Below are 24,426 nucleotides of genomic sequence, written 5' to 3' on the forward strand. Positions count from 1 at the left end.
TGGTCCGGACTCTAGCGCGCGGGCAGTCGATCCGGCAGGGCTCCGCCGCCGTCACGTTGTCCACAGGCTTCCACCCCATGGGGTGATGGCCAGTAATCTCAGCGCCCATGGAGCAGAGGCATCTCGGCCGTACCGGCCTTCGCGTGTCCCGGATCGGGCTCGGCACTCTCACATGGGGCCGGGACACCGACGAACACGACGCCGCCGACCAGCTCAAGGCCTTCTGGGACGAGGGCGGGACGCTGGTCGACACGGCCGATGTGTACGGCGGCGGAGAGGCCGAATATCTGCTCGGGCGATTCGTCGACAGCCTGGTGCCGCGGCGGGATCTCGTCATCGCCACGAAGGCGGGCAGCGTGCCCGATCCGTACCGCCGCTTCGACGGCTCGCGCGGCCATCTGCTCGCCGCGCTCGACGCCTCGCTCGACCGGCTCGGCACGGACTACGTCGATCTGTGGCAGATCCACGCCTTCGATCCGGTGACTCCCCTGGAGGAGACGCTCCAGGCGGTGGACCTCGCGGTGTCGTCGGGTCGCGTCCGGTACGCGGGGGTGTCGAACTTCTGCGGCTGGCAGCTCGCCAAGGCAGCCACCTGGCAGCTCGCGGCGCCCGGTGTGCGCAGCCGGCTGGCGAGTACGCAGATGGAGTACTCGCTGTTGCAGCGGGGCGTCGAAAGGGAGGTGCTGCCGGCCGCGCTCGACCTGGGGATAGGACTGCTGCCCTCCTCCCCGCTGGGGCGTGGCGTGCTGACGGGGAAGTACCAGCTGGGTACTCCCTCCGATTCGCGTGGCGCCTCGGAGCACCTGGCGCCCTTCGTCGAGCCGTATCTCGACGACCCGGCGAGCCGCATCGTGGACGCGGTGACCACGGCCGCGGAGGGCCTCTCCACCACGGCCCTCCACGTGGCGCTCGCCTGGGTGCGGGACCGCCCGGGAGTGGTGGCCCCGATCATCGGCGCGCGCAACGCGCAGCAGCTCACGGAGGCATTGTCAGTGGAGGCGCTTAGTCTTCCTGACGAGATCTGCCAGGCGCTCGACGACGTGTCGGCGCCCGTGCACCGCTATCCCGACCAGGACTGGAGCACGCTGTGACTGCGCTTCCCCGGGGGGAAACCCCAGGCCCCTCGGCCGAAGACACCGAGGACGGCGGCCTCGCCGCCGACGACGCCTCGGCCGCCGAGGTCTCCGCCGACGCATCCACGGATGTCTCGGGTGATGCCACCGGAGACGTCTCGGATGACGTCTCCGGTGATGTCTCCGGTGACGAGGACTCGTCCGCGCAGACGCCGCCCGCCGACGCGGACACGGACGGCGGGGGCACCGAGAGCCCCGCTGGGGACGCCACCGCCGAGGCGGCGCCCGTGCTCTCCGAGGCCGAGGCCGAGCTCGCCGCCCAGCGCGAACTGCTGGAGCGCATCGAGAAGCGCAAGGCCGAGAAGGAAGGCCCCATCCCGGCCGGTACGAAACTGAGCGGCACCGCGGCGGATCTCCTGGCCGCCGTACGGGCCGTGGAGAGCGGCGAGAAGACCGGCGCGGCGTTCTACGACTCCCCCGCGTCGCCCCCCGCTCCCCGGCGCGCCGTCCAGCCGGCCACACCAGCGCCCGAGCGGCCCCGGGTGGCCGGGCCGGCCCGCTCCGCACAGGGCGCGTCGCCCGAAGCCACGGCGGCTGCGCAGGCGGTGCTCGCCGAGGGCGGAGCGCCCGAGGCGCTGGCGGGTCCGGCAGCCGGGACCCTGGGTGAACAGGCCGCGGACGTCCTGCGCGCCGACCCCTGGCAGCTGCTGGCCGTGCCCGGAGTGCGCCCCGAGCAGGCCGACGGATTCGCCCGCGCCCTGCTGGGCGCCGCGTGCGGACCGGACGACGAGCGGCGCACCGCGGCGCTCGTCGGCTGGCTGCTGGAGCGGGCAGCGCTCCAGGGCCACACCGCGCTCGACGCGTCGGCGGTGCGCGCGGCTCTGGCCGAGCGTGCGGTGACCGACCCCGACGCGGCCGTGGAGCATGCCGTCGCCGAGGGCGTCGTTCTCGTCTTCCAGGAAGGCCTGGACCCCACCGCGTCCGGCGACCCGGACGAACTCACCGAGCAGGACGAACAGACCGCTGGGAGCGACGAGGACGCCGATGCCGAGCAGCAGCCGGTGCAGGTGCTGCTGGGGCTCGACCGCTACGCCCTGGCCGAGGAGAGCCTCGCCGATGGCCTGGCGCGGCTGCTGAACGCCTGCGAGAAGGGAGCCGACTGGTCGCAGGCCGCGTCGGCAGCCCCGTCCCCCTCGGCCGGTGAGCTCATCCGTACGGTCGCCGCCGGCGGCCTGGTCGCCCACTCGGGCGGCGAGGCGGCGCGGGCCGAACCCGCGGCGCTGATCGCGGCGGCGAACGGTCTGGGGCTCCGGGCCGTCGGCGCCGCGCACAGTGTGGACGGCCGACAGCGGCTCGCCGAGGCGGTGGGCGACCCCCTGACGGCGGTCACGCTCGCCGGGCTGCTCTCCGGCACCGAGGGCCCGGGCCGGGACGGGGAGGGTGCGCTGGCGCTCGACCTGCTGGTGGTGCTCGATGCCCCGCAGCTGGACGTCGAGACCGCCGCGATGCTGGTCGAGTGCCTCGCCGACGGCACCCGTCTGGTGCTGAGCGGTGACCCCGGAGTGCTGGGTTCCGCCGGTGCGGGGCGGGTGTTCGCGGATGTGCTGGCCTCCCGGGCCTGCCCGCAGGTGGTGTCCCGTACCCCCGATCCCGGTCCGATCGGCGAGCTGGTCTCCGGTATCGGCATCGGCGAGCTGAGCCAGGTCGAGGCGCCGGGCAGGGAAGTGGTGATCGTTCCCGTGCGCGACGCGGGCGAGGCGGTCCACCGCACCGTGCAGCTGGTCGCCGATTCCGTGCCCCGGGCCATCGGCGTGCCCTCGGCCGACACCCAGGTGATCACCGTGGGGCACGGCGGGTCGGCGGGCACCAGGGCCCTGAACACGGCCCTCAAGCAGCGGCTGAATCCGGGCCCCGGACGGTTCGGCGGCTTCGACCCCGGTGACCGCGTCGTCCATGTCCCGGCGCCCGGCCGAGCCGTGCCCGGATCAGTCGTCTCCGCCGACGCCGACGGCCTTCATCTGGACTGCGCGGGCACGCCCGTCGTCGTACCGCAGGACCGGGTCGAGTCGTCCGTACGCCACAGCTGGGCGCTCAGTGCCCATCAGGCGGCCGGTATGCGCTGGCCCGCCGTGGTCGTCGTCCTGCCCGGCGACGCCGCACAGGGGCTGAGCAGGCCGTGGGTGTACACCGCCTTCAGTCGCGGTGAGCGCCATCTGTCGGTCGTCCACGGTGTGGACCAGGCCCTCCCTCGCGCGGTTGCGGAGATCCCGGCCCAGGAGCGGACGACCCGGCTGCGCCCCCTCCTGGAGGCGCTGCCGACCCCGGACGCCGCGTCCTAGTGCCCTGACCGGAGAGGTTCACCGGGTCGTCCGGCCACCGCTTCGTCCTCGATGCCGGACGGGCTCGATAATCAAGCCCGTCCGGCCTTGGTCAGGAGCTGCCGGCCGTCAGATCCTCCAGGTCCTCTTCCAGGTCGTCCTCGTCGAAGACGGAACTGACGTCGAACCGGCAGACCACCAGCTGCGGATCGGCCTGGTCGAAGGGGGCGCCCAGCCACTCCCCCGGCTCCGGAAGCTCCTCGGCGGCGGCGACCCAGAGGGTGGAGTCGCCCTCCTCCAGACCGAACTCCTTGTGCCGCGAGGCGATCTCGTCCGCCTCGTACTCCCCGAAGATCACCCCGAGCGCGGCGTGGACGCTCGTACCGACCACCGCGGCGACCTCGCTGCCGCGCTCGTCCGGGTCGAGGTCGGCGAGCCGCTGCGCCTGGGCGAGCAGCCTCGGTGGCTCCACCACCGCGTAGTCCCGCCTGATCAGCACACTCAGCGCATGGGGCTCCTCCGGGCCGGCGTACGGCGGCAGCGAGTCGTCGGCACCGGGGATCTCGAAAGGGGTGACCTCGTCATGACGGTCGTAGAGCAGTTCGTCGTAGACCTCGGCCGCAGCGGCCAGTGAGTTGAACGCTTCGTAGACGGCGGGATCGTCGTCCCCGGTACGGCGTTCGACCGCGTCGAGGTGACGGTCGAGCGCGGCTTTGACCGCTTCGGCGGCGGCACGTACCTCGGCAGCGGTGGGCTGCGCAGCATCAGACATAGTGCAGACGCTATCCGTACACGGGCTCTGCCCGCACAATAGATGCGATGCCGGAATACGAATTTGTCGACGTGTACGTGCCGCGCGGGGTGTCCCGCAAGGAAGCGACCCGCCTGCTCACCGACCATGCCGAGTACGGGCACTGGGAGTTGGACCGACTGACGCTGCGCCTGGACGGCAGCCGCAGAGTGCGGTTGCGGCGGCGGATCATCCGCCAGCTACGGGCTACCTGGTGAAGCGGAGCGGGCCGCGCGGAGTCGCACGGCCCGCTCCCTCCCACGCTCGTACCCCTGTGTCGCCCTGCCGTTACGCGGCGCTGCGGGAGCGGCGGTAGAGCACTGAGCCCGCACCCGCCAGCAACAGGCCCGCGCTCGCCGGGATCAGCAGGTCGAGCCCGCCCCCTCCGGTCTGTGCGAGCTGCTCCGGGACGTGCTGGGGCTCCGGGGCGTTCGGCTCGGAGGGTCCGTTCACGGGCGGGTGGGCCGGCTTGCCCGGAGTGGTGGGCGTCTCCGGGTGCTCGGGCGGCGGGCTGACCTGCGCGTCGTTGCCGCAGTCGTTGCCGAAGACCGGGTTGAGCAGGCCGCCGATGGTGACGCTGTTGCCGCAGACGTTCACGGGAATGTCGATCGGGACCGCGATGTGGTTGCCGGAGCCGATACCCGGCGAGCCCTTCGCCTCCCCCTCCGCCGTGGCCGCGGGGGCGCGGTGCCGGCCGGTCCCCGGGGCGCTCGACGTCCCGTCGTGCCCGCTGGCGGTGGGGTCGCCCGCGGGGCGGCCGCCGGAGCTCTCGCCGCCGGGCGCGCTGTCGTACGGTCCGGCGTCCTGACCGGTGTCAGCCGATCCGTTGCCGCAGTCGTTTCCGGTGGCCGGGTTGAGCAGTCCGCCGACACTGACGGAGTTGCCGCACACATTGACCGGTACGTCGATCGGGACCTGAATGGAATTCCCGGACAGCACCCCCGGGGAATTCGTCGCGGAGCCGGCCGCTCCCGCGTCGGCGTGCGCGTAACCGCCACTCAGCGCGAGCACTCCGCCCGCCGCTGCCATGGTGATCAGGCCCTTACGTGTGACCTGTCGCATAGGTTCGTTTCCTGCCTTCTGCCTTCCGAAATACCCCCGGACGCGACCGTGCGAGGGCCGAATGCCCAGCAGCCCCGGAGTGCATGGCGCGCACTCCGGGGCCGACCGAGCTCAAACCCTTACGGGTTGACGATCAACGTCACGCGTTGACGCAGGTGTTGCCGAAGGCGGGGTTCAGCAGCCCGATCACGGAGACGGTGTTTCCACACACGTTCACCGGGACGTGGACGGGGACCTGAACGACGTTGCCCGAGAGCACGCCGGGGCTGCCGATGGCAGCGCCCTGGGCGCCGGCGTCGGCGGCGGCCATACCCGCACCCGCGAGCACGAGACCACCGGTAGCGGCCGCGATGGCGGCAACCTTCTTGATCATTATTCCTCCTAGTTGGCAATGCGGTCCCAGCCGCGGACCGCATCACTTGTAACGAGGAGTGAGTTGTGGGGCTACGAGCGTCTGCCTGCTTTCACTCTTTCTGGTTATGTACGCACACCCGGGCGAATACCCCGGTCATACCTTCAGGAGTTGTCGATGAAGCGGTCGAGCACGCGCACGCCGAACTTCAGCCCGTCGACCGGAACGCGCTCGTCCACACCGTGGAACATGCCCGCGAAGTCGAGCTCGGGCGGCAGCTTCAGCGGAGCGAACCCGAAGCCGCGGATTCCCAGGTCGTCGAAGGACTTCGCGTCCGTGCCCGCCGAGAGCATGTACGGCACGGCGCGCGCGATCGGGTCCTCGGCCACCAGCGCCGTCTGCATCGCGTCGACGAGGGCACCGTCGAAGGTGGTCTCCAGCGCCTTGTCGGCGTGCACGTCCTCGCGCTTCACCTTGGGGCCGAGAATCCGGTCCAGGTCGGCCAGGAACTCCTCCTCGTACCCCGGCAGGAACCGTCCGTCGACGTGGGCGGTCGCCTGGCCCGGAATCACGTTGACCTTGTAGCCCGCACCGAGCTGGGTCGGGTTGGCGGTGTTCTGGAGCGAGGCGCCGATGAGCTTGGAGATACCGCCCAGCTTGGCGAGCGTCTCGTCCATGTTCTCGGGGTCGAGCTCGGTGCCCAGGGCGTCCGAGAGCTCGTCCAGGAAGTGCCGCAGGGTCTTGGTCACCCGCACGGGGAACTTGTGCCTGCCGAGGCGTCCGACGGCCTCGGAGAGCTCCGTGATGGCGTTGTCCTTGTGGATCATCGAACCGTGGCCGGCGGAGCCGTCCACGGTCAGCTTCATCCAGTGCATGCCCTTCTGGGCCGTCTCCACGAGGTAGAGCCGCAGATTCTCGTTGACGGTGAAGGAGAACCCGCCGACCTCGCTGATGGCCTCGGTGACGCCTTCGAACAGCCCGGGGTGCTTGTCGACGAGATACCGGGCCCCGTAGGTGCCGCCCGCCTCCTCGTCCGCGAGGAAGGCCAGCACGATGTCGCGCGGCGGCTTGCGGCCGCTGCGCATACGGTCGCGGACGACCGCGAGGGTCATGGCGTCCATGTCCTTCATGTCGACCGCGCCGCGGCCCCACACACAGCCGTCCGCGATCTCGCCGGAGAACGGGTCGTGCGTCCAGTCGGCGGCGTTGGCCGGAACCACATCGGTGTGCCCGTGGATGAGCAGCGCGGGCCTGGACCGGTCCTCGCCCTCGATCCGGGCCACGGTGGAGGCGCGGCCCTTGTGGGATTCGAAGATCTGCGGTTCGAGCCCGACCTCGGCGAGCTTCTCCGCGACGTACTCGGCGGCGAGCCGCTCCCCCGGGCCCGAGTGGTCCCCGTAGTTGCTGGTGTCGATCCGGATCAGGTCACGGCAGAGGTCCACGACCTCGTCCTCGCCGGAGACGGTCCGCGCCGTGTTGGTCTCGCTCACGCTGCTTCCTTCCACTGTCGCTGTGGTGCTCCCCCTCATCCTCCCGCGCCCGTGCCGTGGGCCCAAGGGCGCCCGCCCCCTGTCATCCGCCCTTCACACCGTCCCCGGCGTGATCGAGCACCCCCGAATGTTTGCTATGGTTTTCCACGTCGGAACGGGCCGGGCCCGCGAGACAGACACCTTGTCCGGGTGGCGGAATGGCAGACGCGCTAGCTTGAGGTGCTAGTGCCCTTTATCGGGCGTGGGGGTTCAAGTCCCCCCTCGGACACCAGTAGGACGCATTGCCGGTTGGGCCTCCAGGCCCACCGGCAATTCGTCGTTCACGGGCCTGTGGTCCGTCAGCGGAGTGCGCGGCGGGGAACGAGCCGCTGGTCACGGAGCTCTCCCGCCACGAGTGCGGCGTACTCGGCGGCCCCGCGCGCGGACGTGTGGGTGTTGTCGCGCCGCTCGTCGTAGAGATAGAGGGCCTTGGAGCCCTCGGGGCCGAGTTCCTCCACCCGCGCCTTGGTCAGGGCGGTGAGGTCGACGAGCGGGGTGTGGTGCTCGGTGGCGAGCGCGCGCATCTCGGCGGGCAGGTCCACGCCCAGGCCGTTGACGATCAGCGCGGTGCCGTTGTCGAGGGTGCCGTCCGCGTTGAACCAGCGGCGGACGACCGGCGTGACGAGGACGGGCTTCCCGCCCCGCGCCCGTACTCCTTCGATCATCGCGGTGAGGTTGGCGCGGTAGGTCTCGCGGTCGGTCTGCTTGTCGTTGTGGGCGAGCTGGATCAGGACGAGGTCGCCGTGGTCGATCCGGGAGGCGAGTGCGGGGAAGAGCGCCGGGTTGTCGAGGAAGGACTGCGAACCCTCCCCCGAGTCGGCGTAGTTGGCGACGGACAGCCGGTCGGTGAGGTACTGGGGAAGCTGCTGGCCCCAGCCCGAGTAGGGGGCGCCGGGCTGGTCGCAGACGGTCGAGTCGCCCGCGAGGAGGATCTGGGGCGTACGGACCGGGGTGACGCGGAGTGCGGCCAGCTGCGGGGCCGTACCGCCGAAGGTGAGGTCGAGCCCGGGGGTTCCGGTGGCCCCGGTCGGCTCGCCCTCCGGGTCGCGCACATCCACGGTGAAGACGCGCCGCACGGTCCGGCCCGCGGGATTCGGGGTCTCGGCGAGCATGGTTCTGCGCGTCTCGGCGGTGACGCCCGTGGAACCGGGCTCCGAGCCGCCGCCGAGAAGCGCCGAGACGCGGTAGGTGCCCGGGGCGACGTCGAAGTGACAGACGAAGGGCGCGGTGGTGGTGCAGTGACCCAGACCTGTCGGGTCTCCTTCGGCCCGTGCGGGGGCCGCGGTGAGGGCGGTCAGGGCGGCGGCCGTGGTGCAGGTGGCCAACAGGGCGGCAGTGGCTCGGCGCATGGCGAACTCCTTGGATCGAACTCGGAGCGGACTCGGACCGAGCCCCGGTCGAGCTCCGGTCGAGCTCCGATTGAATGGATTCAGTCGATGGACCATACGACGAGTTGGCAAGCGCTATCTACGGGGCGGACGTCGCGCTCCCGTACGCACGGCAGCGCCGCCCCCGCCGGGACCGGTCGGCGGGGGCGCGCGGGTGGTTCGCCTTACTGGTAGCTGATGTCCGAGGCCGTGAAGCGGCAGTACGTGCCGTCGGGGCCCGTACCCGTCTTCGGCGGCTCGGCACCCGTGTTGTTGCCGGTGAACCGGTCACACGTGGCGATCTTCTTGCCGCTGTCGCCGTGGATACGGATGTTGCGCAGCGCGGCGGTGTCCCCGTAGTTGGTGTTGATGCCGACGATCGACTTGCCGGGGGCGGTGATGTCGACGTCGTTCACGATGATCGTCCGCTTGTACTGCGTCGAGCAGTTTCCGCAGGAGCGGACCAGCTTGCCGAAGTCGGACACCTGGAACTTGGTGACGACGAGCTTGCCGGCCCCGTTGAACTGGAAGACCTTGTCGGACGCCTTCCTGGCGCCGCCGCCGTACACCGTGTACACGGAACCGGCGGACTTGCCCTTGAAGGTGGCGGCGTCCTCGCCGACGTCCTCCCACCAGACGTTCTGCAGCGTGCAGCTGCCCGCGCAGTGGATGCCGTCCGCCGCCGGGGAGCCGAGGACGACGTTCTTCAGGACCGCGCCGTCCTTGAGCTGGAATAGGGGGTCCTGGCCCTCGTCCTGGCCGTCACCGCCCAGCTCTCCGCTGCCGTAGAAGCGCTTGAGGCCGCCGTCGTATGTGCCCGACACCTCGATCGTCGCGGGCACCGCCTGTCGGCCGTTGGGGGCCGGCCAGGCAGCGGCCGCGCCGGCCGGCGACAGCATGACGTTGGTGGCGATCGCGGCCCCGGTGAGTCCGACAGCGGCGGTCAGCGCGCCGATGGCACGGCGCCGCGTCAGGCGCCGCTTGCGGCCCTTGCGCAGTTCGGATCGTGGACTCAGTTGATTCATGTGTGCCATTCCTCGGGTGTGGGGGTGATCTCTCGTTCACTGGTCGCCGCCACTCGGCCCGAGGTTGCCGCGGAATTCAGAATTCCTGACAGGAGACCCCCCGTCCGGGACCGCCGCGTCGGCGGGGCGGCAACCTTCCGGCGGCCGGCGGCGACCAGGAGACGTATCGCTCCCCCACGACGAGGACGACGAGGTCCCCATGTCCAGATCCCCGTATGCCTCCCACCGGCGCCGCCGCCGGGGCCGCACGCTTGCCGGAGGGACGCTCGCCGTCGCGCTCACCGTGACCGCCGGTGTTCTGGCGGCCGGTCAGTCGGCCGGAGCGGCCGAGGAGATCCCCGCCCCCGCCAACAGGGCCACCTCGGCCCTGGCAGCCGCGCGGGTGGCCGAGAAGCTGGACCGCGGGCCGGTGGCCGTGCCCGCGAGCGGTGGTGTGCTGGTCACCTGGCGCATGCTCGGCAGCGACACGGAGAGCGTGTCCTTCAAGCTGTACCGGGGCTCGGCCCTGATCGAGGAGACGAAGAAGACGAACTTCCTCGACACGTCCGGGGGTCCGGATTCCTCGTACGAGGTCCGGGCCGTCGTGAACGGTGTCGAGCAGCCCGGCGAGAAAGCGGGCGTCTGGGCGTCGGGGCGGCTCGACATCCCCCTCGACAGACCTGCGGGCGGAACCACCCGGGACGGCGTCGCCTACACCTACACCGCCAACGACGCGTCCACCGCTGACCTGGACGGCGACGGCGCCTATGAACTGGTGCTGAAGTGGGTGCCGTCCAATGCCACCGATGTGGCCAACTCCGGTACCTGTACCGGGCCGACGGTCTACGACGCGTACGAGCTGAGCGGCAGGCGGCTGTGGCGCGTGAACCTGGGGACGAATGTGCGCAGCGGCTCGCACTACGACTCGTTCCAGGTGTACGACTACGACGGCGACGGCAGGGCCGAGATGGCCGTGCGCACCTCCGACGGCTCCAAGGACTCGGCGGGCACCGTCATCGGCGATGCGACGGCCTCGCACCTGGCCGCCAACTGCGCGGTGCTGAGCGGACCCGAGTACCTGTCCGTCTTCGACGGCCGGACCGGCAGGGTGATGGACTCCGTGCCCTTCGAACCCGCGCGCGGCGCCGTGTCCGACTGGGGCGACACCTGGGGCAATAGGGAGGGACGGCTGCTCTCCGCCACGGCGTACGTCAGCGGCTCCGCACCGAGCATGATCTTCAGCCGCGGCATCTACGAGCGCATCGCGATCGCGGCGTACGACTGGAACGGCACCGACCTCACCCGGCGCTGGAAGTTCGACACCAACAGCTCCACCAACTCCGGCAGAGGCTACGACCAGCAGGGCAACCACAATCTCGTGGTCGCCGACGTGGACGCGGACGGCAGGGACGAGATCGTCTACGGCGCCATGGCCGTCGACGACAACGGAACCGGACTGTGGACCACCGGGCTGGGACACGGTGACGCCCTGCACGTGGGTGACCTGGACCCGTCACGGCCCGGCCTCGAGTCCTTCAACGTGCACGAGCACACCGACTCCGCCTACGGCTACGAGATGCACGACGCGAGGACCGGCCAGATCCTCTGGGGAACCAGGACCGGCACCGACGTCGGGCGCGGCATCTGCGCCGACCTGACCCGCGGTCACGCCGGTGCCGAGTGCTGGTCGAGCGGCGGCGGGTTCCACGCGGCCGACGGCACGAAGATCAGCGAAGCGGTTCCGGCCTTCGGGGGCGGCGCCTCGTACAACTCCGCCATCTGGTGGGACGGCGACGCCCACCGTGAGCTCCTCGACCACCGCTGGTCGGGTACGGCGGGTGTCGGCTACGCGCAGGTGCTGAAGTACGACGGCTCCACCGACCTCACCCGTATCTGGTACGACCAGGACGCCAAGTCCAACAACTGGACCAAGGGCAGTCCCGCCCTCTCCGCCGACCTGCTCGGGGACTGGCGCGAGGAGATGCTCTGGCGCAACGCGGACTCCACCGCGCTGCGGCTGTACACCACCCCGCATCCCACCGAGTTCCGTCTGCCCACGCTCATGAGCGACCCGGTGTACCGGCTCGGGGTGGCCTGGCAGAACACCGGATACAACCAGCCGCCGCAGGTCAGCTACTACCTCGGCACGAAGTAGCGGTCCCCTCGTTGAGATGATGAGCCGTAGCCGCACGCCGCCCACGAGAGGAACAGATCAGTGACCGCCCCAGCCGGCCGGAGTCCGTACCGCGAGTGTTCCGGCGCCGGCCGGTGAGAGGGCGCGCGAAGCCGCCGGCGGCCCCTCTGCCGCAGCGGGACGGCATCGATCCGGTGCGGCTCAGGCTGCCGGACGACGCCGATGCCGGGCGGGGGACGGTCCGGGATCATCTGGTGGAGCGGTTCGGTGCCGCGATCGGGGCGGAGCGGGTGGACGCGATGTTCGCCGAGGGGCGGTTCGTCGGGGCCGATGGTGTCGCGGTGGGTCCCGACGAGCCGTACACGGCCGGCCGGTTCCTCTGGTTCCACCGGGACTTCGCGCCGGAGGAGCCGGTGCCGTTCCCCGTGGGGGTGGTCCACCGGGACGCGCACCTCGTCGTCGCCGACAAGCCGCACTTCCTCGCCACCACCCCGCGCGGGCGGCACATCACCGAGACGGCGGTCGCCCGGCTGCGCCGCGAGCTGGGCGTCGAGCAGTTGCAGCCCGCGCACCGGCTGGACCGGCTGACCGCGGGGCTCGTCCTGTTCGTCGTACGGCCCGAGGAGCGGGGCGCGTACCAGACGCTCTTCCGGGACCGGCTCGTGCGCAAGGAGTACGAGGCGGTGGCGCCGTACGATCCGCGGCTCGGCTTCCCCCGTACGGTGCGCAGCCGGATCGTGAAGGAGCGGGGAGTGATCGCCGCCCGGGAGGAGCCGGGAGAGGCGAACAGCGAGAGCCGGATCGAGCTGCTGGAACACCGGGAGGGGCTCGGGCGGTACCGGCTGCTGCCGGCGACGGGGCGGACCCATCAGCTGCGGGTCCATATGAACGCCCTGGGGCTGCCGCTCGTCCATGATCCGGTCTACCCGGTCGTGGAGGACGAGGGCGAAGCCGACGACTACGCCCGGCCTCTTCAACTGCTCGCCCGAGTGCTGGAGTTCACCGATCCGGTCACCGGCGAGCCGCGCCGCTTCGAGAGCGGACTGCGGCTCTCCGCGTGGCCGGACCGGTGAGCGCGCGCCTCAGTGGCCGCGGGTGATCCACTCCTGGAGGTGCGGGGCCTCAGCGCCGATGGTGGTGGTGTCGCCGTGTCCGGTACGGACGGTGGTCCGCGCCGGCAGGGCGAGCAGCCGGTCCCGGATCGACGCGACGATCGTGGGGAAGTCGGAGAACGACCGGCCGGTGGCACCGGGCCCGCCCTGGAAGAGCGTGTCTCCGGTGAAGACGGTGTCCAGCTCGGGGGCGTACAGGCAGACGGCTCCCGGCGCGTGACCGGGGGTGTGCAGGACCTGGAGGCGGAGGCCGGCGATCTCCACCTCCTGCCCGTCGGCGAGTTCGCCGTCGGGGGCGCGGTCCGGATGGGTCTGCTTCCACAGCGGCAGGTCGTCGGGGTGCAGCAGGATCGGTGCGCCGGTCGCGGCGGCGAGGGCCGGGGCGGCGTCGATGTGGTCGTTGTGGGCGTGGGTGCAGATGATCGCCCGCAGCGTGCGGCCGCCGAGGGCCGCCTCGATGGCCGCGGCGTCGTGGGCGGCGTCGATGACGACGGCCTCGGTGTCGTCGCCGACGATCCAGACGTTGTTGTCGACCTCCCACTCACCGCCGTCGAGGGCGAAGGTGCCGGAGGTGACCAGGTGGTCGATGCGCGCGGTCATCAGAAGACCACCACCGAGCGGAGGACGTCGCCGTCGTGCATGCGGGCGAACGCCTGCTCGATGTCGCCGAGGCCGATGGTCTCGGTGACGAACGCGCCGAGGTCGATCCGGCCTTGCTGGTGCAGGTCGATGAGCATCGGGAAGTCGCGCGAGGGCAGGCAGTCCCCGTACCAGGAGGACTTGAGCGAGCCGCCGCGCCCGAACACGTCGAGCAGCGGGAGTTCGAGCCGCATCTCGGGGGTGGGGACACCGACGAGGACGACCGTGCCGGCGAGGTCCCTGGCGTAGAACGCCTGCTTGTACGTCTCCGGGCGGCCGACCGCCTCGATGACGACGTCAGCGCCGTTGCCTCCGGTCAGCGCGCGGATCGCCTCGACCGGGTCGGTGGTGCGGGAGTTGACGGTGTGCGTGGCACCCATCGTCTTCGCCGTCTCCAGCTTCCGGTCGTCGATGTCGACCGCGATGATCTTCGCGGCGCCCGCGAGCCGCGCACCGGCGACGGCCGCGTCACCGACACCGCCGCAGCCGATCACGGCGACCGAGTCACCGCGGCCGACCTGGCCGGTGTTGATCGCGGCGCCGATGCCGGCCATGACACCGCAGCCGAGGAGCCCGGCGACGGCCGGGGAGACCTCCGGGTCGACCTTGGTGCACTGGCCGGCGGCGACGAGCGTCTTCTCGGCGAACGCGCCGATGCCGAGCGCGGGCGACAGCTCCGTGCCGTCCAGCAGCGTCATCCTCTGCGTGGCGTTGTGGGTGTCGAAGCAGTACCAGGGCCGGCCGCGCAGACAGGCCCGGCACTGGCCGCACACCGCCCGCCAGTTGAGGACGACGAAGTCGCCGGGCTCGACGTCCGTGACGCCCTCGCCGACGGACTCGACGATTCCGGCGGCCTCGTGACCGAGCAGGAACGGGAAGTCGTCGTTGATGCCGCCCTGCTTGTAGTGCAGGTCGGTGTGGCAGACACCGCATGCCTGGATCTTCACCACGGCCTCACCTGGACCGGGGTCCGGGATCACGATGGTCTCGACCCGTACCGGCTCGTTCTTCCCCGGTGCGATGACCCCTTGCACCTGCTGCGCCATACCGTGGTCTCCCTGTTTCCGACTGGTGTGAAGATCGGTCACGGACAACCGTACGCCCAGGGGAATGTCCCCCCGGCCCCCGCGGCGCGTGCCGTGCCGCGGGGGCCGTGCGTCGTGCTCAGTCCTCGGAGTCGTGGACCTTCCGGCCGCCCACGTAGGTCCGCAGGACGCGGGTGTCCCCGATCTCCTCGGCGGGGCCTGCGTACGGGTCGCGGTCCAGGACCACCAGGTCGGCGAGGGCGCCGGCGCGCAGGGAGCCGGTGTCGTCGAGGTGGTTCACATGGGCCGAGCCCGCCGTGTACGCGGCGATGGCGGCGGTCAGCGAGATGCGCTGCCCGGGGAGGAAGGCGGGGCCGTCGGAATCGGGAGTGATCCGGTTGACGGCGGTGTGGATGCCGTGCAGCGGATCGGCGCTGCTGACCGGCCAGTCGCTGCCCGCGGCGACGGTGGCGCCGGACCGCAGGAGCGCGCCGAACGGATACTGCAGGGCGGCCCGCTCGGCGCCGAGGAACGGGATGGTCAGCTCGTCCATCTGCGGTTCGTGGGCGGCCCACAGCGGCTGGATGTTGGCCGTGGCGCCGAGTTCGCGGAACCGTGGGATGTCGTCGGGGTGGACGACCTGGAGGTGGGCGAGGTGGGGGCGGGTGTCGGTGCGCCCGTTGGTGGTGCGGGCGGCCTGGATCGCGTCCAGGGCCTCGCGTACCGCGCGGTCGCCGAGGGCGTGGAAGTGGGCCTGGAAGCCGAGGGCGTCCAGTTCGGTGACGTACCGGCGCAGTTCCACCGGGTCGACGAAGCTGGTGCCGCTGTTCGTGGTGGCGCAGCCGCAGGCGTCGAGGTACGGGGTGAGGAGCGCGGCGGTGCCGGTCTCGGCGACGCCGTCCTGCATGATCTTCACGGACCCCGCCCGGAACGGGCCGGTGCTCAGCTCGGCGCGCCGGGCGACCAGTTCGGGTATCTGCTCGGCGCCCCGGTCGCGGTCCCACCAGAGGGCGCCGACGACCCGGGCGGTGAGCGATCCGTCGCGGGCGGCGGCGAGATAGGCGTCGGCGGGGTCGTCCATGGAGCCGTAGGAGCCGACGATGGCGTCCTGCCAGGCGGTGATGCCGTACGCGTGCAGAATCCGCTGGGCGCGCAGCAGGGCGGCGAGGCGGTCCGCGGGGGTGGACCTGGGGGTGAGACGGGCGACCAGATCCATGGCGCCCTCCTGGAGGAGGCCGGTGGGCTCGCCCCGCTCGTCGCGCTCGATGCGCCCGTCGGCGGGTTCGGGGGTGTCCCGGGTGAGGCCGGCGAGCTCCAGGGCCCGGGTGTTGACCCAGGCGCCGTGGTGGTCGCGGTTGACCAGGTACACCGGACGGTCGGGTACGACGGCGTCGAGCAGGTGGCGGGTGGGGGCGCCGCCGTCGAAGGCCTCCATGGACCAGCCGCCGCCGGTGATCCACTCCTGGTCGGCGTGGCCGGCGGCGTAGGCGCGCACGGCGGCGACGGTGTCGGTTGCCGTACGGGACTCCGTGAGGTCGCACTGGGCGAGTTCGAGACCGGCGACGACCGGGTGGATGTGGGCGTCCTGGAAGCCGGGGACGAGCAGCCGTCCGGCGAGGTCGACGACCTCGGTCTTCGGGCCGATGAGCTCACGGACCTCGTCGTGGCCGACGGCGGTGATGCGGTCGCCGGTGACGGCGAGGGTGGTGGCGCGGGTGCGGGCCGCGTCCATGGTGAGGACGGGGCCGCCGGTGAGGACGAGGTCGGCGGGTGTGTGGCGCATGGGTGGTTGCGTTCCGTTTCCGTGCGGAGGTGGTGGTGATGGCGTTGGTGGTCGCAGCAGGATGGCGGGCCGTCAGGCGGCTTCGACGACGCTCGGCGGGGTGGAGCGTCCGGTGACGAAGTAGGGGGACTTCCTTACCCACTTGGCCCAGGCCGCGGCGACGACGCCGGTCAGCAGCATGACAGCGGGACAGAAGAGCATGAACCAGCCGTTGTCCGGGCTGATCTCGAAGTGGTCGGCGGACGTGTAGAAGGTCCAGCACAGATATCCGCCGAGGCCGAGCAGGAAGAGCGCGCTGAGGACAGGGACGACCACGGCCCGCAGGGCCTCCGGCAGGCTCTCGCGCAGGGCGCCGCGGAAGCGGGCGGCGGCGGCCAGTGCGGTCAGCGCGTAGTAGAGGGAGACGACGACGCCTATCGCGTTGACGGAGGCCAGGATGAGGTCGCCGACCTTGGGGATGACCAGCGAGAGGACGGCCACGGCCGCGGCGACACAGCCGATCGCGACGGTGCCGGCCGCCGGAGTCCCGTAGCGGGGACTGACCTTCGTCCAGAGCGGGCCGAGCGTACGGTCGCGGCCCATCGCGAACATGCCGCGGACGGTGGGGATCACCCCGGACTGGAGGGACGCGACGGCGGAGAAGGTGAGGGCGATCAGCGGGAGTGCGGCGAGCGGCTGGTCGGCGAGCCGGTCACCGAAGTAGGTGAGGCCCTGGGCGCCGTGGCCGGTCAGCTCGTCGAGCGAGAGCACGCGCTGGAAGGCGAAGGAGCCCAGCAGGAAGAGGCCGAGCATGGTGAAGAGCGTGATGAGCCCGGCCCGGGAGGCGTCCTCGGGATCACGGACCTCCTCGTTGACGCTGAAGGAGGACTCGAAGCCCCAGTAGCAGAAGACGGACAGCAGGAGTCCCTGGGCGAGTTGCTGCCCGGAGGGGATGGTGAACGGGTTGAGCCAGTCCAGGCTGAAGGGGTGCGGGCCGACGACGAGTCCGTATCCGCAGAACCCGAGGAGTACGACGTACTCGAAGACCAGCAGGTACTTCTGGAGCCCGGCGGCGGAACGGGTTCCGGCGATCGCGGTGAGGGTGACGGCGGCGAGGACGACGATGCCGAGGACGGTCGCCTGTGCCGTGGAGTCGGGGTCGAGACGGAGGCCGGCGAGCTCGTGGAGGCCGCCCTCGGCCGCGAGCTGGAGCAGGGCGGAGCCGGTGACGGTGGTGGTGTAGGAGAGGAACACGACCGTGGCGACGATGCCGATCCAGCCGACGAGGAAGCCCAGCCATGGACTGAGGGAACGGCCGACCCAGACGTATCCGCTGCCCATGTTCGGCTCGACCCGGTTGAGCCGGGAGTAGGCGCTCGCGATGCCGAGGATCGGCAGGAACCCGAGCAGCATGATGATCGGCAGGTGCAGGCCGACGGCGCCCGCGGTGACACCGAGGCCGATGCCGATGCTGGTCGTGGCGGCCGTGGAGGAAGCGGCGATGGCCACACCGTCGACGACGCCGAGGCTCTTTCGGAGGGCCGGCGCGGGCTGTGCGGCCGGGGGGTCGCTGCCGTAGGGGGTTCGGGGGACGGTCACGGTCACTCCTTCGCCGAGGGGCGCCGTTCGGGCCCCGATGGCGGCACATCGAACTCCGCAACCCGTTCCCACGTCAACGCTGTTGTCATAAGGTGCGGGCCATGAGTGCGAGCGAGCGGGTGGTGCAGGAGGGGGCCAGGCGGCGCAGGCGCCCCACCAAGCAGGGCACCGTGCTGTCCGAGCGGCTGATCGTGGAGACGACGTTGCGGCTGATCGGCGAGCACGGGGCGGCGGCGCTGACCGTGCGCCGGCTCGGTGCCGCGCTGGGGTGTGATCCGAGTGCCGTCTACCGGTACTTCACGGACATGGACGAGCTGTTGCTCGCGGTGGCCGACGAGTTGATCGGCCGTACGTTGAACAGCTGGCGTCCTACCGGGGACTGGCGTGCCGATCTCCGGGCGCTGGGGCTGAAGATGCACGCGGACTACATGGCGCACCCGCAGGCGGCGATGCTGGCCTGCGCCCGGGTGACCGGGCGGACGCACGAGATGCGGTCGGTGGACGCCATTCTCGGGGTGCTGCGCGGGGCGGGATTCCCGGACGCGGAGGCGGTGCGGATCTACCACGTGTTCGTCGACCAGACGCTGTCGTTCGCCGCGCTGGACGCGTCGACGCTGGTGCTGCCGGTGCGGGCCCGCGAGCTGGAGGTACGGACGTGGCGTGAGACGTACGCGCGGGTGCCGTCGCGGACGCATCCGCATATCGCGGCGACGGCGGGGGTGCTGGTCGCGGAGATGGGCCGCAGTGGGTATCCGGCGGCGCTGGAGATGGTGCTGGCGGCGGCCGCGGGGCGGTTGGAGCGGGTGCGGGGCGGGGCTGTGTAGGGGCGGAGGCGTCCGGTTGCGGGGGTCGTTCTACGGGGCCAGTACGTCCAGTTCGTGGAGGGCGCCCAGGGCGATCTCCTTCGTCAGGCGTTCCGCCTCGTCCGCGTCGCCCTCGCGGACCGCTTCGGCCAGACGCACGTGCAGGGTGACGGCGGCCGGGTCCGGGTCCTCGAACATGACCTGGTGGTGGGTGCGGCCCGCCAGGACCTCGGCCACCACGTCCCCGAGCCGCGCGAACATCTCGTTGCCGGAGGCGTTGAGCACGATCCGGTGGAACGCGATGTCGTGCCGCAGATACCCCTCCAGCTGCTGGCCGCGCGAGGTGGCCACCATGCCGAGCGCGCACTCCGTGAGGTCCGCGCACTGCTCGGGCGTGGCGTGGCGGGCGGCCAGGCCGGCGGCGACCGGTTCGATCGCCGAGCGCAGCACCGTGAGGGAGCGCAGCTGGCGCGGGCGGTCGGAGCCCGCCAGCCGCCAGCGGATGACCTGCGGATCGTAGACGTTCCACGCCTCGGTGGGCCGTACGGTCACGCCGACCCGGCGCCGTGACTCGACGAGGTGCATGGATTCGAGGACACGGACCACTTCGCGTACGACGGTGCGGGAGACCTCGAAGCGCTGGGCCAGCTCGTCCGTGCGCAGCACGCTGCCGGGCGGGAAGTCCCCCGCGGCGATCTCCAGGCCCAGGGTGTCCAGCACGTGTGTATGCAGCCCCTGGCCCTGTGTGGTCATGGCCACAAGCCTACGGGGCACACTTCCGGAACAAAAAGTACGACGTTTATGTCACAGCCTCTTGAATAAGTCGTACGTAATAGGTTTCAGTAGCGCGACGGACCGATGTCGAAGAAGACAGCGAGGCACCAATGAGCACCCCCCACGTCGTCGTGGTGATGGGCGTAGCAGGGACCGGCAAGACCACGATCGGACCTCTGCTCGCCGCCGAACTCGGCGTTCCGTACGCCGAGGGCGACGACTTCCATCCCGCGGCGAACATCGCCAAGATGTCGGCCGGTACCCCGCTGGACGACTCGGACCGCTGGCCCTGGCTCGACGCGATCGGGCAGTGGGCGCACGGCCGGGCCGGTCTCGGCGGCGTCGTGAGCAGCTCCGCCCTCAAGCGCTCGTACCGCGACCGCCTGCGGGCCGGGGCTCCCGGTGTCGTCTTCCTCCACCTGACCGGCGACCGGGACCTCATCGAGCGCCGGATGGCGGACCGCAAGGGCCACTTCATGCCGACCGCGCTGCTCGATTCGCAGTTCGCCACCCTGCAGCCGCTGCAGGAGGACGAGGCGGGCGTCGCTGTCGACGTGTCCGGGACCCCCGAAGAAATATCCGCCCGAGCCGTCGCCGCGTTGCGCCGGCTCGATAGCTAAGGATCACCACCGTGACCAGTCTCAGCGTCGAGATGCTGGCAGCGGACGCCGTCGAACCGATCACTTCGGCAGGCAACGCGCAGTTGGGCATCGCAGTCCTGGCGGGCATCGCCGTCATCGTTCTGCTCATCACCAAGTTCAAGGTGCACGCCTTCCTGGCCCTGACCATCGGCTCGCTGGCGCTCGGCGCCTTCGCCGGGGCTCCGCTGGACAAGACGATCACCAGCTTCTCCACCGGCCTCGGCTCGACCGTGGCCAGTGTCGGTGTACTCATCGCGCTCGGCGCGATCCTCGGCAAGCTGCTCGCCGATTCCGGCGGCGCGGACGAGATCGTGGACACGATCCTCGCGAAGGCGAGCGGGCGTGCCATGCCCTGGGCGATGGTGCTGATCGCCTCGATCATCGGTCTGCCGCTGTTCTTCGAGGTCGGCATCGTGCTGATGATCCCGGTGGTGCTGCTGGTCGCCAAGCGCGGCAACTACTCCCTGATGCGGATCGGTATCCCGGCGCTCGCCGGACTGTCCGTGATGCACGGGCTGATCCCGCCGCACCCCGGCCCGCTGGTCGCCATCGACGCCCTGGACGCCAATCTGGGTGTCACGCTGGCGCTGGGTGTGCTCGTCGCGATTCCCACGGTCATCATCGCGGGCCCGCTCTTCTCCCGGTACGCGGCCCGCTGGGTCGACATCCAGGCGCCGGAGAAGATGATTCCGCAGCGCCCCTCCGAGGAACTGGACCGTCGTCCCGGCTTCGGCGCCACGCTGGCGACCGTGCTGCTGCCCGTCGTGCTGATGCTGGCCAAGGCCCTCGTCGACATCGTCGTGGACGACCCGGAGAACCACGTCCAGCGGGTCACCGACGTCATCGGCTCGCCGCTCATCGCGCTGCTCGCCGCCGTGATCCTCGGAATGTTCACGCTCGGCCGGGCCGCCGGATTCACCAAGGCGCGGCTCTCCACCACCGTCGAGAAGTCCCTCGCACCGATCGCCGGTGTGCTGCTGATCGTCGGTGCGGGCGGTGGCTTCAAGACCACCCTGATCGACGCCGGTGTCGGCCAGATGATCCTGGAGTTCTCCGAGAACTGGTCGATCCCGGCCCTGCTCCTCGGCTGGCTGATCGCCGTCGCGATCCGCCTCGCGACCGGCTCGGCCACGGTGGCCACCATCTCGGCGGCCGGTCTGGTCGCCCCGCTGGCAGCCAACATGTCGACCTCCCACGCGGCGCTGCTGGTCCTCGCCGTCGGTGCCGGTTCGCTCTTCTTCAGCCACGTCAACGACGCGGGGTTCTGGCTGGTGAAGGAGTACTTCGGCATGGACGTCGGCCAGACGGTGAAGACCTGGTCGGTGATGGAGACCATCATCTCCGTCGTCGGACTGGGCTTCATCCTGCTGCTGTCGCTCGTGTTGTAACCCTGGGTCGGCACGACCTAGTCCTCGGGTTCCCGCCACCGCGGGTGCTCCCGGCGGGCCCACTGGCGCTCGACCGACCCGGTACGCATGCCACGGCGTGCCTCCGGGTCGGCGAGCGCCATCGCCATGTGTCCGGCCAGCACGACGCCGACCGCCAGGGCCAGCCAGTCGTGCACGAAGGTCGCGCTCGTGCGCCACACCAGCGGGGCGAGACCGGTGAACCACATCAGCAGCCCGGTGCCGAGCATCACGAGCAGGGCGCCCGCGATCCACGCGGCGTAGAGCTTCTGGCCCGCGTTGAACTTCCCGGCGGGCCGGGAGGCGGCCCGGTGGTCGCGGCGCAGGACCGCGCGCAGCCACTGCCTGTCGTACGGCGCGAAGCGGTTGAGCCGGGAGAGGTCGGCGCGCAGCGCCCGCGAGGCGAGGCCGGCGAGCAGGGGTACGGGAATCAGCAGCCCGGACCATTCGTGGACGGTGACCACGAGGTGGCGGCGGCCGACGAGTTCGGCGAGCTGGGGCACGTACAGGGACGCGGCGCTCGCCACGCACAGGAGCGTCAGCCAGGCCGTGGTGCGGTGCACCCAGCGCTGCGCCGGGGTGAACCGCCGCAGCCGCGTGGAGGGTTCAGACGGTGGGGGCGTCGTCGCGGCCGTTGGACCGGCCGACCCAGGCGTCGACGTCATATCCGAGCTCCTCCCAGTATCCGGGGCGCACGGAATCGGTGACGGTGATCCCCGAGAGCCATTTCGCCGACTTGTAGAAGTACATGGGCGCCACGTACAGCCGGACCGGCCCGCCGTGGGAGTGGCCGAGCGGCCGGTCCCCCATCCGGAGCGCGACGAGTACGTCGTCGCGCCTCGCCTGCTCGATCGTGAGGCTTTCGCTGTAGGCGCCGTCGAAGCAGGTGAAGCGGATGGCCTTCGCCCCCGGCCGTACACCGGCCGCGTCCAGCAGCGCGGAGAGCCGTACGCCCTCGAAGGGGGTCTCGGGGACCCGCCAGCCGGTGACGCACTGGACGTCGCGGACCAGGCGGGTCTGCCGCAGCGCCCTGAGGGAGTCCAGGGTGTACGTGGCGGGGCGCTCGACGAGACCGTCGACGGTGAGGAGGTAGTCGGCGGCGCTCCTGCGCGGTACGGAGGAGGCCACCGAGTAGTAGCGGAAACCGCCACCGTTGGGAAGGAGACCGGTGAGTCCGGTGAGGTCCTTGTCGGCGACCGCGCCGAGGCCACTCTCCATGACGCGCTGGAGGACGGGCGCGGCGACCACCGCCGCCGCGCCCGCGCCGAGCACGGCCAGGACCAGGCGGCGTCCGACGGGCGGACCTTCGGCATCGGGAGGGCGACTGTTCACGCCCCCAATAGAACACCCGCGGTCCCCTGTCACCAGAGGCCGCGGGTGTCCGTCACTCTTCGGTAAGAACCCGAAGAACGCGAGGAACGGGCAGAACGGGCAGAACCGTGAGGACGCCTCAGCGCTCGGCGGCGTCGGCCTCGGCGGCCTTCTCCAGCTGGAACGCCTCGTTGCCGAGACCGATCCTCGCGTGCACCTGCGGCTTGGTGGAGCGCAGCACGGCGCCGTACACCAGGCCGACGACGAGCGCGGCGCCGATGACACCGGGCAGCAGCCAGCTGAGGACCGAGCCGGGGCCGGAGCCCACCAGCACGTCGAAGTCCCTGACGGTGAGGACGGCGATGGCCAGCAGGGCGAGACCGGACAGTCCCGAGGCCACCAGGCGGGGCGCCTGCGCCCGGCCGGCGCCGCGCCGCACGAAGAAGGCGATGACGGCGAAGGCCGCGGCGGCCATCAGCAGGATGACGCCGAGCGCGCCGACATTGCCCATCCAGGTGAACAGGTGCAGCACCGGCGCGGTGGGGTCGCCGACCGGATTGTCGTCGGTGAGGGCGAAGGCCAGCACGATGACGAGGGAGAGCCCGGACTGGAGCAGCGAGCCGGTGGCGGGGGCCCCGCTCGTCCTGTTCGTACGGCCGAAGGCGGCGGGCAGCAGGCCCTCGCGGCCCATCGCGAACGCGTAGCGGGCGACGACGTTGTGGAAGCTGAGGAGCGCGGCGAACATACCGGTGACGAACAGGACGTGGAGCACGTCCGTGAACGTGGCGCCGAGCCGCTCCTCGGTGAGGCCGAAGAGCATGCCCGGACCCTGCTTCAGCGAGGTGTCCGCGACGGAGCCGGGACCGGTGGCGACGGTCACCGCCCAGGAGCTGATGGCGAGGAACAGGGCGGCGTAGCCGACGGCGAGGAACATCACGCGCGACACGACGATCTGCGGGCGGCTGGTCTCCTCGGCGTAGACGGGGGCCTGTTCGAAGCCGACGAACGCCGCGATGCAGAAGCAGAGCGCGGTGCCGAGCCCCGCCCCGGTGAGGGTGTCGGGGTTGAACGCGTGCAGCGACAGGCCCTCGGGGCCGGGCCGGCTGACGGCGGCGATGTCGAAGATCACGACGAGGGCGCATTCGACGACCAGCAGCACGCCGAGCACCTTGGCGTTGAGGTCGATCTTGAGCCAGCCGAGGGCGCCGACGGCCACGACGGCGGCGAGGGCCGGTATCCACCACTGGATCTGGAGGTCGAGGTAGGTCGCGAAGAGCCCGGAGACCTCGAAGCCGAGGATGCCGTAGATACCGACCTGCATGGCGCTGTACGCGACCAGGGCGACGAGTGAGGCACCCGCGCCGGCCGTCGGGCCGAGACCGCGCGCGATGTACGCGTAGAAGGCACCGGCGTTGTGCACATGCCGGCTCATCTCCGCGTAGCCGACGCTGAACAGCATGAGGACGATGCCGAGGATGACGTAGAGAAGGGGCTGCCCGACGATGCCCATCACACCGAAGACCGTGGGCATCACACCGGCGACCACCATCAGCGGGGCGCTGGCGGCGAGGACCGACAGCAGCAGTCCCGGGGTGCCGAGCCGGTCGGCCCGCAGCGCGCGTTCCTCACCCTTGTAGGTGTTGATCGCGCCGGTATCGCCGGTCACTTTCGCGGCTCCGGCCCGTCTGGTATCTGAACTGCCCGTCGACATGGCGGGGTTGGTCC

The 24,426-nt window shown here is 71.1% G+C and carries 22 protein-coding genes and 1 tRNA gene; 9 read left to right on the forward strand and 14 right to left on the reverse strand.

All coding sequences use genetic code 11. The features are described 5' to 3' along the window. Nucleotides 1-107 precede the first annotated feature (107 nt). Both AC07FA_RS22015 and AC07FA_RS22020 read left to right on the forward strand, forming a co-directional pair. The gene (locus tag AC07FA_RS22015) at nt 108-1,091 is read left to right on the forward strand and encodes an aldo/keto reductase (RefSeq protein WP_479077607.1); all 984 of its coding nucleotides are present in this window, start codon (nt 108-110) and stop codon (nt 1,089-1,091) included. Next, the gene (locus AC07FA_RS22020) at nt 1,088-3,412 is read left to right on the forward strand and encodes a helix-hairpin-helix domain-containing protein (protein ID WP_479077609.1); all 2,325 of its coding nucleotides are present in this window, start codon (nt 1,088-1,090) and stop codon (nt 3,410-3,412) included. Before AC07FA_RS22015 ends, AC07FA_RS22020 begins: the two co-directional genes overlap by 4 nt. 91 nt (nt 3,413-3,503) lie before the next feature. Here the strand turns inward: AC07FA_RS22020 and AC07FA_RS22025 are convergent, their stop codons facing one another. After that, nucleotides 3,504-4,163: a hypothetical protein gene (locus AC07FA_RS22025; protein ID WP_479077610.1), complete on the reverse strand. Its 660-nt coding sequence runs from the start codon at nt 4,161-4,163 to the stop codon at nt 3,504-3,506. 47 nt (nt 4,164-4,210) lie between these two features. Here AC07FA_RS22025 and AC07FA_RS22030 point away from each other — a divergent pair, with 47 nt between their 5' ends. Further along, the gene (locus AC07FA_RS22030) at nt 4,211-4,399 is read left to right on the forward strand and encodes a DUF5703 family protein (RefSeq protein WP_185301746.1); all 189 of its coding nucleotides are present in this window, start codon (nt 4,211-4,213) and stop codon (nt 4,397-4,399) included. A 70-nt stretch (nt 4,400-4,469) separates the two neighbouring features. Here the strand turns inward: AC07FA_RS22030 and AC07FA_RS22035 are convergent, their stop codons facing one another. The 3 genes from AC07FA_RS22035 to AC07FA_RS22045 form a co-directional block, all read right to left on the reverse strand. Then, nucleotides 4,470-5,243 carry a chaplin gene (locus AC07FA_RS22035; protein ID WP_479077611.1) on the reverse strand — a complete coding sequence of 258 codons (774 nt, stop codon included), beginning with the start codon at nt 5,241-5,243 and terminating at the stop codon, nt 4,470-4,472. A 139-nt stretch (nt 5,244-5,382) separates the two neighbouring features. After that, nucleotides 5,383-5,616: a chaplin ChpH gene (gene chpH, locus AC07FA_RS22040; RefSeq protein WP_479077612.1), complete on the reverse strand. Its 234-nt coding sequence runs from the start codon at nt 5,614-5,616 to the stop codon at nt 5,383-5,385. Between the two features lie 143 nt (nt 5,617-5,759). Beyond that, nucleotides 5,760-7,124, reverse strand: coding sequence for a M20/M25/M40 family metallo-hydrolase (locus AC07FA_RS22045; RefSeq protein ID WP_479077613.1), 1,365 nt, complete (start codon nt 7,122-7,124; stop codon nt 5,760-5,762). Nucleotides 7,125-7,268: 144 nt separating this feature from the next. Here AC07FA_RS22045 and AC07FA_RS22050 point away from each other — a divergent pair. Further along, nucleotides 7,269-7,356: transfer RNA gene (locus tag AC07FA_RS22050), tRNA-Leu, on the forward strand. Nucleotides 7,357-7,423: 67 nt separating this feature from the next. Here AC07FA_RS22050 and AC07FA_RS22055 read toward each other — a convergent pair. Both AC07FA_RS22055 and AC07FA_RS22060 read right to left on the reverse strand, forming a co-directional pair. Then, nucleotides 7,424-8,473 carry a rhamnogalacturonan acetylesterase gene (locus AC07FA_RS22055; RefSeq protein WP_479077614.1) on the reverse strand — a complete coding sequence of 350 codons (1,050 nt, stop codon included), beginning with the start codon at nt 8,471-8,473 and terminating at the stop codon, nt 7,424-7,426. Between the two features lie 203 nt (nt 8,474-8,676). After that, on the reverse strand, nt 8,677-9,516 hold the full coding sequence (locus AC07FA_RS22060; RefSeq protein ID WP_479077615.1) for a pectate lyase: 840 nt from the start codon (nt 9,514-9,516) through the stop codon (nt 8,677-8,679). Nucleotides 9,517-9,715: 199 nt separating this feature from the next. Between AC07FA_RS22060 and AC07FA_RS22065 the strand changes: the two genes are divergently transcribed. After that, nucleotides 9,716-11,650: a rhamnogalacturonan lyase gene (locus tag AC07FA_RS22065; protein ID WP_479077616.1), complete on the forward strand. Its 1,935-nt coding sequence runs from the start codon at nt 9,716-9,718 to the stop codon at nt 11,648-11,650. 113 nt (nt 11,651-11,763) lie between these two features. Continuing rightward, a complete protein-coding gene (locus AC07FA_RS22070) occupies nt 11,764-12,702 on the forward strand; it encodes an RluA family pseudouridine synthase (protein WP_479077617.1) in 939 nt (312 codons plus the stop codon). Nucleotides 12,703-12,711: 9 nt separating this feature from the next. Here the strand turns inward: AC07FA_RS22070 and AC07FA_RS22075 are convergent, their stop codons facing one another. From AC07FA_RS22075 to AC07FA_RS22090, 4 genes are all read right to left on the reverse strand, one after another. Continuing rightward, nucleotides 12,712-13,341: an MBL fold metallo-hydrolase gene (locus AC07FA_RS22075; protein WP_479077619.1), complete on the reverse strand. Its 630-nt coding sequence runs from the start codon at nt 13,339-13,341 to the stop codon at nt 12,712-12,714. Further along, nucleotides 13,341-14,426 (reverse strand): S-(hydroxymethyl)mycothiol dehydrogenase, encoded by a 1,086-nt coding sequence (locus AC07FA_RS22080; RefSeq protein WP_479077620.1) that lies wholly within the window; start codon nt 14,424-14,426, stop codon nt 13,341-13,343. The genes AC07FA_RS22075 and AC07FA_RS22080 overlap by 1 nt, the downstream gene beginning before the upstream one ends. 118 nt (nt 14,427-14,544) lie before the next feature. Then, entirely contained in the window at nt 14,545-16,188 is a 1,644-nt protein-coding gene (locus AC07FA_RS22085; RefSeq protein ID WP_479077621.1) for an amidohydrolase, read from the reverse strand. A 72-nt stretch (nt 16,189-16,260) separates the two neighbouring features. Next, on the reverse strand, nt 16,261-17,766 hold the full coding sequence (locus tag AC07FA_RS22090; RefSeq protein WP_479077622.1) for an APC family permease: 1,506 nt from the start codon (nt 17,764-17,766) through the stop codon (nt 16,261-16,263). A gap of 101 nt (nt 17,767-17,867) precedes the next feature. Here AC07FA_RS22090 and AC07FA_RS22095 point away from each other — a divergent pair, with 101 nt between their 5' ends. Further along, nucleotides 17,868-18,590 (forward strand): TetR/AcrR family transcriptional regulator, encoded by a 723-nt coding sequence (locus AC07FA_RS22095; protein ID WP_479077623.1) that lies wholly within the window; start codon nt 17,868-17,870, stop codon nt 18,588-18,590. A gap of 30 nt (nt 18,591-18,620) precedes the next feature. On the opposite strand, the gene AC07FA_RS22100 is transcribed toward AC07FA_RS22095, so the two are convergent. Further along, the gene (locus tag AC07FA_RS22100; protein ID WP_479077624.1) at nt 18,621-19,322 is read right to left on the reverse strand and encodes a FadR/GntR family transcriptional regulator; all 702 of its coding nucleotides are present in this window, start codon (nt 19,320-19,322) and stop codon (nt 18,621-18,623) included. A gap of 131 nt (nt 19,323-19,453) precedes the next feature. Here AC07FA_RS22100 and AC07FA_RS22105 point away from each other — a divergent pair, with 131 nt between their 5' ends. Further along, a complete protein-coding gene (locus AC07FA_RS22105) occupies nt 19,454-19,963 on the forward strand; it encodes a gluconokinase (RefSeq protein ID WP_479077625.1) in 510 nt (169 codons plus the stop codon). Nucleotides 19,964-19,974: 11 nt separating this feature from the next. After that, on the forward strand, nt 19,975-21,372 hold the full coding sequence (locus AC07FA_RS22110) for a GntP family permease (protein WP_479077627.1): 1,398 nt from the start codon (nt 19,975-19,977) through the stop codon (nt 21,370-21,372). 17 nt (nt 21,373-21,389) lie between these two features. On the opposite strand, the gene AC07FA_RS22115 is transcribed toward AC07FA_RS22110, so the two are convergent. From AC07FA_RS22115 to AC07FA_RS22125, 3 genes are all read right to left on the reverse strand, one after another. Further along, nucleotides 21,390-22,055 (reverse strand): cytochrome b/b6 domain-containing protein, encoded by a 666-nt coding sequence (locus tag AC07FA_RS22115; protein ID WP_479077628.1) that lies wholly within the window; start codon nt 22,053-22,055, stop codon nt 21,390-21,392. After that, entirely contained in the window at nt 21,997-22,722 is a 726-nt protein-coding gene (locus AC07FA_RS22120; RefSeq protein WP_479077629.1) for a molybdopterin-dependent oxidoreductase, read from the reverse strand. Before AC07FA_RS22120 ends, AC07FA_RS22115 begins: the two co-directional genes overlap by 59 nt. Nucleotides 22,723-22,840: 118 nt before the next feature. Next, nucleotides 22,841-24,412 carry an APC family permease gene (locus AC07FA_RS22125; protein ID WP_479077630.1) on the reverse strand — a complete coding sequence of 524 codons (1,572 nt, stop codon included), beginning with the start codon at nt 24,410-24,412 and terminating at the stop codon, nt 22,841-22,843. Nucleotides 24,413-24,426: the final 14 nt, after the last annotated feature.

It is taken from the genome of Streptomyces sp. NPDC045968 (assembly GCF_056430475.1).

What these genes read in the sequence shown, in the direction of transcription:
- AC07FA_RS22030 (WP_185301746.1), top strand. Translation starts at nt 4,211, where the DNA reads ATGCCGGAATACGAATTTGTCGACGTGTACGTGCCGCGCGGGGTGTCC.
- AC07FA_RS22065 (WP_479077616.1), top strand. Translation starts at nt 9,716, where the DNA reads ATGTCCAGATCCCCGTATGCCTCCCACCGGCGCCGCCGCCGGGGCCGC.
- AC07FA_RS22115 (WP_479077628.1), bottom strand. Translation starts at nt 22,055, where the DNA reads ATGACGTCGACGCCTGGGTCGGCCGGTCCAACGGCCGCGACGACGCCC.
- AC07FA_RS22095 (WP_479077623.1), top strand. Translation starts at nt 17,868, where the DNA reads ATGAGTGCGAGCGAGCGGGTGGTGCAGGAGGGGGCCAGGCGGCGCAGG.
- AC07FA_RS22025 (WP_479077610.1), bottom strand. Translation starts at nt 4,163, where the DNA reads ATGTCTGATGCTGCGCAGCCCACCGCTGCCGAGGTACGTGCCGCCGCC.
- AC07FA_RS22035 (WP_479077611.1), bottom strand. Translation starts at nt 5,243, where the DNA reads ATGCGACAGGTCACACGTAAGGGCCTGATCACCATGGCAGCGGCGGGC.
- chpH (WP_479077612.1), bottom strand. Translation starts at nt 5,616, where the DNA reads ATGATCAAGAAGGTTGCCGCCATCGCGGCCGCTACCGGTGGTCTCGTG.
- AC07FA_RS22100 (WP_479077624.1), bottom strand. Translation starts at nt 19,322, where the DNA reads ATGACCACACAGGGCCAGGGGCTGCATACACACGTGCTGGACACCCTG.
- AC07FA_RS22015 (WP_479077607.1), top strand. Translation starts at nt 108, where the DNA reads ATGGAGCAGAGGCATCTCGGCCGTACCGGCCTTCGCGTGTCCCGGATC.
- AC07FA_RS22045 (WP_479077613.1), bottom strand. Translation starts at nt 7,124, where the DNA reads ATGAGGGGGAGCACCACAGCGACAGTGGAAGGAAGCAGCGTGAGCGAG.
- AC07FA_RS22055 (WP_479077614.1), bottom strand. Translation starts at nt 8,473, where the DNA reads ATGCGCCGAGCCACTGCCGCCCTGTTGGCCACCTGCACCACGGCCGCC.
- AC07FA_RS22060 (WP_479077615.1), bottom strand. Translation starts at nt 9,516, where the DNA reads ATGAATCAACTGAGTCCACGATCCGAACTGCGCAAGGGCCGCAAGCGG.
- AC07FA_RS22075 (WP_479077619.1), bottom strand. Translation starts at nt 13,341, where the DNA reads ATGACCGCGCGCATCGACCACCTGGTCACCTCCGGCACCTTCGCCCTC.
- AC07FA_RS22080 (WP_479077620.1), bottom strand. Translation starts at nt 14,426, where the DNA reads ATGGCGCAGCAGGTGCAAGGGGTCATCGCACCGGGGAAGAACGAGCCG.
- AC07FA_RS22125 (WP_479077630.1), bottom strand. Translation starts at nt 24,412, where the DNA reads ATGTCGACGGGCAGTTCAGATACCAGACGGGCCGGAGCCGCGAAAGTG.
- AC07FA_RS22085 (WP_479077621.1), bottom strand. Translation starts at nt 16,188, where the DNA reads ATGCGCCACACACCCGCCGACCTCGTCCTCACCGGCGGCCCCGTCCTC.
- AC07FA_RS22105 (WP_479077625.1), top strand. Translation starts at nt 19,454, where the DNA reads ATGAGCACCCCCCACGTCGTCGTGGTGATGGGCGTAGCAGGGACCGGC.